At 69.0% G+C, this 11,511-nt stretch carries 11 protein-coding genes; 3 read left to right on the forward strand and 8 right to left on the reverse strand.

Going from position 1 to position 11,511, the window contains the following annotated elements; genetic code table 11:
- From AC27VN_RS19215 to AC27VN_RS19240, 6 genes are all read right to left on the reverse strand, one after another.
- Nucleotides 1-344: ATP-binding cassette domain-containing protein (locus tag AC27VN_RS19215; RefSeq protein WP_490877537.1), on the reverse strand; the 344-nt coding region annotated here is incomplete at its 3' end.
- Complete coding sequence (locus AC27VN_RS19220; RefSeq protein WP_203203122.1) at nt 341-1,291, reverse strand: branched-chain amino acid ABC transporter permease; 951 nt, start codon at nt 1,289-1,291, stop codon at nt 341-343. The genes AC27VN_RS19220 and AC27VN_RS19215, both read right to left, overlap by 4 nt.
- On the reverse strand, nt 1,288-2,208 hold the full coding sequence (locus AC27VN_RS19225) for a branched-chain amino acid ABC transporter permease (protein ID WP_490877538.1): 921 nt from the start codon (nt 2,206-2,208) through the stop codon (nt 1,288-1,290). The genes AC27VN_RS19220 and AC27VN_RS19225 overlap by 4 nt, the downstream gene beginning before the upstream one ends.
- Nucleotides 2,209-2,367: 159 nt before the next feature.
- Nucleotides 2,368-3,561, reverse strand: coding sequence for an ABC transporter substrate-binding protein (locus tag AC27VN_RS19230; RefSeq protein WP_093354348.1), 1,194 nt, complete (start codon nt 3,559-3,561; stop codon nt 2,368-2,370).
- A gap of 232 nt (nt 3,562-3,793) precedes the next feature.
- Nucleotides 3,794-4,033, reverse strand: coding sequence for a F0F1 ATP synthase subunit C (gene atpE, locus AC27VN_RS19235; RefSeq protein ID WP_057594681.1), 240 nt, complete (start codon nt 4,031-4,033; stop codon nt 3,794-3,796).
- Nucleotides 4,034-4,130: 97 nt separating this feature from the next.
- Complete coding sequence (locus AC27VN_RS19240; protein WP_490877539.1) at nt 4,131-5,018, reverse strand: DMT family transporter; 888 nt, start codon at nt 5,016-5,018, stop codon at nt 4,131-4,133.
- Between the two features lie 102 nt (nt 5,019-5,120).
- On the opposite strand from AC27VN_RS19240, the gene AC27VN_RS19245 reads away from it, so the two are divergent.
- Entirely contained in the window at nt 5,121-5,891 is a 771-nt protein-coding gene (locus AC27VN_RS19245) for a hypothetical protein (RefSeq protein ID WP_490877540.1), read from the forward strand.
- Entirely contained in the window at nt 5,888-6,367 is a 480-nt protein-coding gene (locus tag AC27VN_RS19250; RefSeq protein ID WP_490877541.1) for a type II toxin-antitoxin system VapC family toxin, read from the forward strand. The genes AC27VN_RS19245 and AC27VN_RS19250 overlap by 4 nt, the downstream gene beginning before the upstream one ends.
- 38 nt (nt 6,368-6,405) lie before the next feature.
- Here AC27VN_RS19250 and uvrA read toward each other — a convergent pair whose 3' ends face one another.
- Nucleotides 6,406-9,639, reverse strand: a complete 3,234-nt coding sequence (gene uvrA, locus AC27VN_RS19255; RefSeq protein ID WP_490877542.1) for an excinuclease ABC subunit UvrA — start codon at nt 9,637-9,639, stop codon at nt 6,406-6,408.
- Entirely contained in the window at nt 9,636-11,003 is a 1,368-nt protein-coding gene (locus AC27VN_RS19260) for a chloride channel protein (RefSeq protein ID WP_490877543.1), read from the reverse strand. The genes uvrA and AC27VN_RS19260 overlap by 4 nt, the downstream gene beginning before the upstream one ends.
- 138 nt (nt 11,004-11,141) lie before the next feature.
- Between AC27VN_RS19260 and ssb the strand changes: the two genes are divergently transcribed.
- A partial coding sequence (ssb, locus tag AC27VN_RS19265; protein WP_490877544.1) for a single-stranded DNA-binding protein occupies nt 11,142-11,511 on the forward strand: 370 nt, incomplete at its 3' end.

Raw genomic sequence — 11,511 nt, forward strand, 5'->3', positions numbered from 1 at the left:
GCGAGGAAGCGCAGGCTGCTGCCCGCGTGCGCCTGCGCGGCCAGCATCAGGTTGTCGTGCACCGTGTCCTTGGCGAACACGCGCGTGACCTGGAAGCAGCGCGACATGCCCGCGGCCACGCGCTGGTGGTCCTTGAAGCCGGTGATGTCCTTCTCGTCGAGCAGGACGCGGCCGGCATCGGCCTTGAGCAGGCCGGTGATGAGGTTCACCAGCGTGGTCTTGCCCGCGCCGTTGGGGCCGATCAGCGCATGCACTTCGCCGCGCTCCACCGTGAGGCTCACATGGTCGGTCGCCAGCAGGCCGCCGAAGCGCTTGACCAGTCCTTCGATCCTGAACAGGCTCATGGCGTGGCCTTCGCGAGCGGTGCGCGGCGGCGCGACAGCGCGGCCAGTCCCTTGGGCGCCCACAGGGCGACGGCGATCAGCAGCAGGCCCAGCGGCATGTGCCAGTGTTCGGTGTGCTGCTTGAGCGCCTCCTCCAGCAGCAGCCACACGGCGGCACCCACCGGCCCGCCCCAGCTGCGGCCGAGGCCGCCGATCACCACCATCACCAGCAGCGTGGCCGACTGCGTCCAGTGCATGGTGGCCGGGCTCACGAAGCCGTTGCCGCCCGCGAGCAGCGCGCCCGCCAGGCCGGCGATGGCGCCCGCGATCGCGAAGGCCGCGAGCTGCAGCCGGAACACCGGGTAGCCGAGCGCGCGCATGCGCGTCTCGTTGTCGCGGATGCCCATCAGCGCATGGCCGAAGCGCGACTGCGTGGCGCGCTGCAGCCACCACAGCGCGAGCGCCACCAGCGCCAGCACCACCCAGTAGAAGTTGCTCTCGTTGCCGAGGTCGAGGCCTGGCAGCAGGGTGGGGCGGCTCATCAGCGTGTAGCCGTCGTCGCCGCCGTACTTGCGCAGCGAGACCGCGACGAAGTACAGCATCTGCGCGAAGGCCAGCGTGGTCATGATGAAGTAGACGCCGCGCGTGCGCAGCGCCACCGTGCCGATCAGCGCGGCGGCCAGGCCGGCCGCCACCACGGCCGCGGGCCACAGCACCCAGGCCGAGGTCGTGCCGGCGTCGCTGAGCGCCACCACCGTGTAGGCACCCACGCCGATGAAGCCCGCATGGCCGAGCGCGACCATGCCGCCGAAGCCGAGGATGAAGTTGAGGCTGGCCGCGGCCAGCGCGACGATCAGCACGCGGCGCACGAAGCCGATGTAGAACTCGAAGCCGAACAGCGGTGCGATCAGGGGAAAGGCGGCGAGCAGCAGCAGGAGCAGCCCGAGGCCGATGTGACGGGTTTTCATGCGCGTGCCGAGAAGAGGCCCGAGGGCCTGAAGAGAAGGACCGCCACCATCAGCGCGTACATCGCGACCTCGGCCACCAGCGGACCGAGGTCGGCCGCGGTGGCCGGCGGCAGCGTGGCGCGCAGCAGCATCGGCACGAAGGCGCGGCCGATGGTGTCGACGATGCCCACCAGCAGCGCGGCCACGAAGGCGCCGCGCACCGAGCCGATGCCGCCGATCACCAGCACCACCAGTGCCGGGATCAGGATCTGTTCGCCCATGCCGACCTGCACCGCGACGATCGGTCCCATCAGCGCGCCGGCCAGCGCGGCGAGTGCCGCGCCGAGCAGGAACACGCCGTTGAAGATGCGGCCCACGCGCACGCCCATCAGCTCGGCCATCGGCCGGTCGGAAGCGCCCGCGCGCACCCGCATGCCGATGCGCGTGTGGTTCACCAGCAGGTAGAGCGCCAGCGCGATCAGCATGCCGCCGACCAGGATCACCAGCCGGTACGAGGGATAGGGCAGGCCGTCCATCAGCTCGACCGGGCCCGAGAGCGCGGCGGGCGTCGGTGCCATCACCGGCGACGGGCCCCAGATCATCTTGACCAGGTCGTCGGCCACCAGGATCACGCCGAAGGTCGCGAGCACCTGCGCGAGGTGGTCGCGCGTGTAGAGGCGGCGCATCAGCAGCACCTCGAGCAGCAGCGCCACCACCACGGTGACCGCCACCGCGATGACGATGGCCGCGGCGAACGAGCCGGTGCGCGTGTGCGCCTCGGCCGCGACATAGGCGCCGGCCATGAACAGCGAACCGTGCGCGAGATTCAGCACGTCCATGATGCCGAACACCAGCGTGAGGCCCGCGGCCAGCAGGAACAGCATCAGGCCGTAGCCGAGGCCGTTGAGCAATTGCTCGAGGACAAGGATGGGAGTCATTGGGGAGAAAGAGGGGAGCAGGCAGCCGAACGCAGAAGGAAGACAAAAAACTACGCAGAAGTCGCAGAAGGGAACAAAACCATTTTTGGTTTTACTTCTGCGGTTTCTGCGAAACCTTTGCGACTTCTGCGTTCTGAAATCCGTATTGCTGCGGAGCGCTTACTTCATCGGGCACTTGTCGGCGTAGCTGTCGCCGTAGTTGGTGAGCACCGTGTTGATCAGCTTGTTCGTGACCTTGCCCTGCGCGTCCTTGCCGATCACGCGCAGGTAGAAGTTCTCGATGGGGTAGTGGTTATTGGCGTACTTGAAGGTGCCGCGCGTCGAGGCGTAGTTGGCCTTCTTGAGCGCCGCGATCACGGCCTCGCGGTTCTGCGCGTTGCCGCCGGCCTGCTTCACGGCGGCGTCCATCGCGAGGATGGCGTCGTAGGCCTGCGCGGCGTAGACCGACGGGTAGCGGCCGTTGTACTCCTTGCGGAACGCGGCCACGAAGGCCTTGTTGGCGGCGTTGTCGAGGTCGTGTGCCCAGTGCGAGGTGTTGAACAGGCCCAGCATCGGCTCGCCCACGGCGCCGATCACGTCCTCGTCGGCCGAGAAGCCGCTGGTGACCAGCGTGATGTCCTTCGACAGGCCCGCGCCCACGAACTGCTTGATGAAGTTGATGCCCATCGCGCCGGGCAGGAAGAAGTAGATCGAGTCGGGCTTGGAGGCGCGCAGCTGCGCGAGCTCGGCCGCGTAGTCGATCTGGCCGAGCTTGGTGTAGAGCTCGTCGGCCACCTGGCCCTTGAACTGGCGCTTGAAGCCGCCGAGCGCGTCCTTGCCCGCGGGATAGTTGGGCGCGATCAGCACGATCTTCTTGAAGGCGCGGTCCTGCGCGAACTTGCCGGCGGCCTCGTGGAACTGGTCGTTCTGGTAGGCGGTGCCGAAGAAGTAGGCATTGCACTGCGCGCCCGCGAACTGGCTCGGGCCGGCATTGGCCGAGAGGTAGGGCACCTTGGCGTTGAACAGTGTCGGGCCGACGGCCAGCGCCACGTTGGAGCCGATCGGGCCGCTGAAGATGTCGATCTTGTCGCGCTGGATCATGCGGTCGACCAGCTGCTTGGCCTGGTCGGGGCTGCCGGCCATGTCGGCCTGCACGAACTCCACCTCCTGCCCGCCGAGCTTGCCGCCCAGCTGCTTGATGCCGAGCGCGAAGCCGTCGCGCGCCTCGGCGCCCAGCGCCGCGAACGGGCCCGAGATGTCGAGCGCGAGGCCGACCTTGACCGGCGCGGCCAGGGCCGAGGCCGCGGCGCCGCACAGCAGCAGCGAAAGCAGGGTGCGCGGCAGCGCGGACGATTTCGGGGACGGTTGGCTCATCGGATTCTCCGGCAGGGATGGGGGTGAAACGGCGTCGAACCGTTGATAGCTAAATACTTTAGCCGTAAACAATTCGGTGTCAACCGTGCTAGCACGAATGGTGCCAGTGGCCGCCTCGTGCGCGGCCCCGATGTCCCCAAAAAAGAAGCGGCATCGACCCGGATCGATGCCGCCTGCGATGCCCTCGAAGAGGGCGCGGCGCCTGCGTGGTGCGCCGCTTCTTTTGCGCCGATCAGCCGAAGGGGCTGGCCGTCGCGAACCACAGGCCGATGCCGGTGGCGATGATGAAGGCCCCGTCGGTCACACCCGCGACCAGGAAGAACTTGGTCTGCAGCGTGTCGACCATTTCGGGCTGGCGCGTCGTTCCTTCGAGGAACTTCTGCCCGACCAGCGCGATGCCGATGCACGAGCCCAGTGCCGCGATGCCGATCAGCAGGGCGACCGCGAGGGGGAGGATGTTGAAGCCGTTCATGGTGCTTTCTCCAGTGGTTGATGCCTGGACGTACTGTCCTGCATCGACTGCACCGGGTCCATGACCTCGCGGGTCATGCGCGCGCAGCGGCGGCGGCTCAGGTCCTCGCGGCGCGCGAGGGCCACAGCACCGAGGCGATCGCCACCACCATCAGCGCCACCGCCACCCAGTCCTGCCAGTGCACCGCCTCGCCGAGCCACACCGCGCCGCTGAACACGCCGAGCACCGGGATGAACATCACGCTGAGCGTGGAGGCCACGGGCGGCAGCCCGCGCGCGAGATAGAACCACGCGGCGTGCGCGAAGCCGAAGATCAGCACCGCGTTGTAGAGGATCGCGCCCCAGGTCACGCTGCCGGGCCAGCGCCACTGGTCGCGCTCGAACAGCGCCGACAGCACCGTCATCACCACCGCGGTGAGCGCCGTCATCCAGAACGAGAGCGTGAGCGTCGGCAGCCCGATGCGCGTGTGGCGCAGCAGCTGCGTGCCCAGCGCCCAGGTGGCCGCGGCCACGAGTGCGAGCGCGACATAGCCGGGCCGTCCCGCGAGGTCGGTGAGCTCGTGCCACAGCAGCAGGCCCACGCCGATCGCGCAGGCGCCCACGCCGGTCCAGGCACGGCGCGAGAGCGCGGCCGAGAACAGCAGCGCGCCGATCACGGCCGAGAACACCGGCATGGTGTAGCCGAGGATGGCCGCGCGCCCGCCCGACAGCGCCTTCACCGCGAGGATGATGCAGGCGTGCCAGACGAACATGTTGGTGGCGCCCAGCCACAGCAGCTCGGGCCAGGCGCCGCGCGGCACGCGGAACGGCACCTTCATCCACGCCAGCGCCAGGCCCAGCACCGGCAGCCCGAGCCAGATCGAGATCGCGCGGAAGGCCAGCGGCGGATAGTCCGCCACGCCGAGCTTCATCACCGGCCAGTTGAGGCCCCAGGCGAGGGTCAGCAGGACGAGGATGACGAACTGGCGCGGGGTGAAGGAAGGCATGGGGCGCGATTGTGGCGCGGACCGTGGTTTCGTGCCTGGGGCCGAGGAAGATGCAGTGGGCCTCCTCTACAACGAAATGACCTCGACACCTAGAATGGCCCGATGGAAGCGCAAGCCTTGCTGATAGCTTTGCACGACGAGTCGGCCGGATACGAAATCTCGCCGGAGCGGGTGCCGCTGTCCGTGTTGCGCGGCTTTGCCAGGGACGTCGACGAGTTCCTGCGTGGCGATGGCAATGATGTCGACACCAGTGCGCTGGATGTCTCCGTCGAGAAAGGCTCGCTGGCCATTCGCACGGCACCGACGGCCAACCCGGTGCTGATGAACGACCTGCGAAGACTCGCGGGCAGCCAGCAGATGGAAGGCATCGCGGCGAAGCGCCGCGCCGTGGTCGAGCGCTGGCAGAAGAGTGCGCGCGGCGGCCGCCGCTGGCGCGTGAGCATCGCGGCGGATTTCCTGTCCGCCGCCATCGTGATCGACAGCGAATCGGACTTCAGGGCCGACGACGCGGACCAATGGGTGCGCGTCGAGCGCTATGTGCGTGGCGAGATCGAGGACATGGGCGGGCACACCAAGCCCAATGCCCACATTCGCCTGCCGGACGGCAAGACCTTGCTGGTCGATGCAGCCCGCGAGATGCTGCGGGACGAGAAGGTCAACCGCCTCTACAAGCCCGCCATGATCCGGATCGTCGCCGAATACAACGTCATGACGCGCGAGTACCGGAACGCGAGGCTGCTCGAATTCGTCGAGCACGAAAGCCGGCTCGACGAGAAGGAGCTCGATCGCCTGACCCAGCGGGGGGCGAAGGCATGGCGCGACGTGCCCGATGCCGGTGCGTGGGTCGACGAGTTGCGGGGAAGCAAGGCGTGAGCGCCATCCTGCTCGACACGAGCTACCTGATCTCGCTTGCCGACCCCGCACGCGCGCATCACCCGGCGGCGGTCGGCTATCTGCGCGAAGCGCTCAAACGCGGCGTGCCGCTGTACCTCTCGGCCATCGCCGCATCGGAGTTCCAGGTCAAGCAGGCCGTGACCGATCTGCCCTTGCGCAACTTCGAGGTGCTCCCTTTCAACATCGACCACGCGATGACCGCGGGCTTGCTGATGCGCGGGCTGGCACGGGACGCCACGGACGATCGAAGCGCCGTCAAGGACGACATCAAGCTGATCGCCCAGGCCATCTGCGAATCGCTGACGCACATCCTCACCGAGGATGCGCATACGCTGGTGAAGTACCTTCGCAGGCTGAATGCGGCGGGCACCTGTGCCGTGCAGCCGATCCTGCTGGCCGATGGCTTCGATTCGGCCTGGTTCGACAACGGGCAACGCGGCCTGCTGAGCGAATAGGCGACGAATAGGCGAAGGGGCTCCCGGAGCCCTTCGTATCAGCCCGGCAGCAGCCGCTTGAGGTAATGCCCCGTATGGCTCGCCTCGTTCGCCGCCAGGTCCTCCGGCGTGCCCGCGCCCACCACCGTGCCGCCGCCGGCACCGCCCTCGGGGCCCATGTCGATCAGCCAGTCGGCGGTCTTGATGACGTCGAGGTTGTGCTCGATCACGACGATGGTGTTGCCCGCGTCGCGCAACTGGTGCAGCACCTTGAGCAGCAGCTCGATGTCGGCGAAGTGCAGGCCGGTGGTCGGCTCGTCGAGGATGTAGAGCGTGCGCCCGGTGTCGCGCTTGCTGAGCTCGAGCGCGAGCTTCACGCGCTGCGCCTCGCCGCCGGACAGCGTGGTGGCCGACTGGCCGAGCTTGATGTAGCTCAGGCCCACGTCGAGCAGGGTGCGCAGCTTGCGCTCGATGGTCGGCACGGCCTTCAGGAACTCGTGCGCGACCTCGACCGTCATGTCGAGGATCTGCGCGATGTTGCGGCCCTTGTACTGGACCTCGAGCGTCTCGCGGTTGTAGCGCTGGCCGTGGCAGACCTCGCAGGGCACGTAGACGTCGGGCAGGAAGTGCATCTCGACCTTCACCACGCCGTCGCCCTGGCAGGCCTCGCAGCGCCCGCCCGCCACGTTGAAACTGAAGCGGCCGGGCCCGTAGCCGCGCTCGCGCGCGGTGTTGGTCTCGGCCATCAGCTCGCGGATCGGCGTGAACAGGCCCGTGTAGGTGGCCGGGTTGCTGCGCGGCGTGCGGCCGATCGGGCTCTGGTCGACGTTGATGACCTTGTCGAAGTACTCGATGCCTTCGACCGCCTCGTGCGGCGCGGGCTCCTCGTGGGCGCGGTAGAGCGTGCGCGCGACGGCGCTGTAGAGCGTGTCGTTGACCAGCGTGGACTTGCCCGAGCCCGAGACGCCGGTGACGCAGGTCAGCAGGCCGACCGGAAAGGCCACGCTCACGTTCTTGAGGTTGTTGCCGCTGGCGCCGACCACGCGGATCTCCTGCAGCGCGGTCTGCGAGGCGAGGTGCGCGGCCTCGCGCGCGGCGCGGCGCTCGGCCGCGGGGCTCTGCGGAAAGCGCGAGGCCTTGCGCGGCTCGGCCGGCACCTCCTTCTTCACCACCGGCAGCCAGGGCGTGCGGCGTTTCGGCACCTCGATCTTCTTCGCGCCCGACAGGTACTGGCCGGTCAGCGACTCGGGGTTGGCCGCCACCTGCGCGAAGCTGCCCTGCGCCATCACGCGGCCGCCGTGCACGCCGGCGCCCGGGCCCATGTCGATCACGTGGTCGGCGGCGTGGATCATGTCCTCGTCGTGCTCGACCACGATCACGCTGTTGCCGATGTCGCGCAGATGCTTGAGCGTGCCGATCAGGCGGTCGTTGTCGCGCTGGTGCAGGCCGATGCTGGGCTCGTCGAGCACGTACATCACGCCGGTCAGGCCCGAGCCGATCTGCGAGGCGAGGCGGATGCGCTGCGCCTCGCCGCCCGACAGCGTCTCGGCGCTGCGGTCCAGGCTCAGGTAGTTGAGGCCCACGTCGTTGAGAAACTTGAGGCGCAGGCCGATCTCGCGCACCACCTTGTCGGCGATCTCGGCCTTGGCGCCGCGCAGCTGCAGGCGCTGGAACCACGAGAGGCTGTCGCGCAGGGTCAGGCGGCTCAGTTCGAAGATCGCCATGCGCGGCGGTTGTGTGGCCCCCACGCTCGGCACTGGCGTGTCCTCGCTGCCCCCCGAGGGGGCGCTCGCCGCCTTGGGGCGGCCCGACGCCGGCTCGGCATCGGCCGGGCGTGCCGACTCGTCGACCAGGAACACGTTGCGCGCCTCGCGCCGCAGCCGCGAGCCGCCGCATTCGGGGCAGGGCTGGAAGCTGCGGTAGCGCGCGAGGTCCTCGCGCACCATCACCGAATCGGTCTCGCGGTAGCGCCGCGCCATGTTCGGGATGATCCCCTCGAAGGGATGCTTCTTCGTGAGCTTCTTGCCCGCGAAGTTGCCCGACTCCATGGTGTAGTTGAACTTGATCTCCTCGCCCGCGGAGCCGTGCAGCAGCACCTGCTGCACCGAGGCCGGCAGCGATTCGAAGGGCGCGTCGACGTCGAACTTGTAGTGCTTCGCGACGCTCTCGATCATGCTGAAGTAGTAGCCGTTGCGGCGGTCCCAGCCCTTGATCGCGCCGCTGGCCAGCGACAGCGAGGGGAAGGCCACCACGCGCGCCGCGTCGAACACCTCGCTGTGGCCCAGGCCGTCGCAGCTCGGGCAGGCGCCCACGGGCGAGTTGAACGAGAACAGCCGCGGCTCGAGCTCGGCCAGCGAGTAGTGGCAGATCGGGCAGGAGAACTTGGCGTTGAACAGGTGCTCGCGGTCGGGCTGGCCCTCGCCGCCGAGCTCGAGCACCAACGCGCGGCCCTCGGCCAGGCGCAGCGCGGCCTCGAAGCTCTCGGCCAGGCGCTGCTGCATGTCGGGGCGCGCGCGCAGCCGGTCGATCACCACGTCGATGTCGTGCTTCTCGGTCTTCTTGAGCTTGGGCAGGTCGTTGTATTCGTAGGTCTGGCCGTCGACGCGGAAGCGGATGTAGCCCGCGGCCTGCATCTCGGCGAACAGCTCGACGAACTCGCCCTTCTTCTCGCGCGCCACCGGCGCGAGGATCATCAATCGCGGCTCCTCGCCCAGGCCCAGGGTCGCGTCGACCATCTGCGAGACGGTCTGCGCCTGCAGCGGCAGGTGGTGGTCGGGGCAGAAGGGCGTGCCCGCGCGCGCATAGAGCAGGCGCAGGTAGTCGTGGATCTCGGTCACCGTGCCCACGGTGGAGCGCGGGTTGTGGCTGGTGGCCTTCTGCTCGATGCTGATCGCGGGCGACAGGCCCTCGATCACGTCGACGTCGGGCTTGTCCATCAGCTGCAGGAACTGCCGCGCATAGGCCGACAGGCTCTCGACGTAGCGCCGCTGGCCCTCGGCATAGAGCGTGTCGAAGGCCAGGCTCGACTTGCCCGAGCCCGACAGGCCGGTGATCACCACCAGCTTGTTGCGCGGGATGTCGAGGTCGACGTTCTTGAGGTTGTGGGTGCGCGCGCCGCGGATGCTGATGCGCTGCTGGGCGAGTACGGCGCCCAGGTAGGCTTCGCGTTGGGCGTCGCGCTCGCTTTCGCTTTCGCGTTCGGCTTCTGCTTGCGCAGTGTCTTCGGTGGCTTTTGAATTCAAGGGGCGATCGTCCGAGGGCAACCGGACATGATAGACCGCCCGGGATGTCATGGCGAGCGGGGCGGTTCTTCGCGGGCGACGGGCTCCTGCGGCTGCGCCGCGAGCCGCCCGGTGGCCACGCCCACCATGTGCTCGGCCAGCGTCTCGTAGAGCGGCCGGCTGATCATGCGCGAGACCAGGCTCGCGAGCATGGCCGAGGCCATCAGGCTCAACACCATGGCATGGCCGTCGACCATCTCCATCACGATGATGAAGGCCGTCAGCGGCGCCTGCGTGACCGCGGCCAGGAAGCCGGCCATGCCCAGCGCGATCAGCGCCGGCCCGAACTCGGGGCTCGCGAGTCGCGCGATGGCGTCGCCGATGCCGGCGCCGATCGACAGCGAGGGCGCGAAGATGCCGCCGGGCGCACCGCTCCAGGCCGTGAGCCAGGTGGCGATGAACTTCAGCAGCGTGTAGAGCGGCGAGAGCGGGGCCTCGCCATGCAGCATCCGCTTGACCGCCTCCGAGCCCGCGCCGTAGGTGACGCCGCCCGTGGCCAGCCCGATGACGGCCACGGCCAGCCCGCAGGCGGCCGCGAAGCGCACCGGATAGCGCCGGCGCCAGTGGTTCAGGCGCTGCGGCGCGCCGGTCAGCGAGGCGATCAGCAGGCGCGCGAACAGCCCGCCCGCCACGCCGCTGAGCAGCGCCACGGCCAGGCCCGGGCCGAGCAGGCTCCAGTCGAGGTGCGGCACGCGGATCACGCCGAAATAGCTGAGGTTGCCGAAGGCCGACACCGCCACCAGCCCCGCGAGCACGATGCCGGTGATGATCACGCCGCTGGCGCGCGCCTCGAGCCGGCCCGAGAGCTCCTCGATGGCGAACACCACGCCCGCGAGCGGTGCGTTGAACGCGGCCGCGATGCCGGCCGCGCCGCCGGCCACCAGCAGCGCGCGCATGTCGATCGTGCTGCCGGGCGACAGCCAGCGCCTGGCGTGCTGCATCACGCCGGCCGCCACCTGCACCGACGGCCCTTCGCGTCCCACCGACAGGCCGGCCGCGAAGCCCGCGGCGCCGAGCCCGATCTTGGCCAGCGTCAGCCGCAGCGAGGCGAACAGGCCGCGCCGCTCGGAAGGCAGATCGGGATCGAGCGCGGCCTTGATCTGCGGGATTCCCGAGCCCGCCGCGCCCGGAAACCAGCGCCGCGTGGCCCAGACGATGGCGGCCGTGAGCGCCGGCGTCCACAGCAGCACGGCCCAGGGATGGCGCCGGAACAGGCCCTCGAACAGCGCGAAGGCCCATTCGGCCGCGTGCGTGAAGCCCACCACGAACAGGCCCGCGAGCACCGCGTAGCCGAGCACGATGGCGCGGTCGATCCACAGGCGCCAGCCCGAAAACTCGGCGCGCAGGTTCTGCAGGAAGTCGGGCTCGTGATTCATCGGTCCAGCCGGCCATTCTGCCGCGCGGTAGGCGCGCGCCGTGCCAGCGGAGGCCGCGTCGTCCGGCCCATCGGGCACAATGCGTGTCCTTCTTTTTCCTTCAAACCTCCTCTTACTCATTCATCAGGGGCAGCGCACATGGCATCGGTCAACAAAGTCATCCTCGTCGGCAACCTCGGCCGCGATCCCGAAACCCGTACCTTCCCGAGCGGCGACCAGGTCTGCAACGCGACCCTCGCGACCACCGACAAGTGGAAGGACAAGCAAAGCGGCGAGATGCGCGAAGCCACCGAGTGGCACCGTCTCGTGTTCAACGGCCGCCTGGCCGAAATCGCCGCGCAGTACCTGCGCAAGGGCTCGCAGATCTACGTCGAAGGCCAGATCCGCACGCGCAAGTACACCGACAAGGACGGCGTCGAGAAGTACGCCACCGACATCCGCGTCGACCAGATGCAGATGCTCGGCAGCCGTCAGGGCCAGGGCGCCCCGGCGGGCGGCGGCTACGACG

It is taken from the genome of Variovorax sp. 20P10.2.4 (assembly GCF_058244205.1).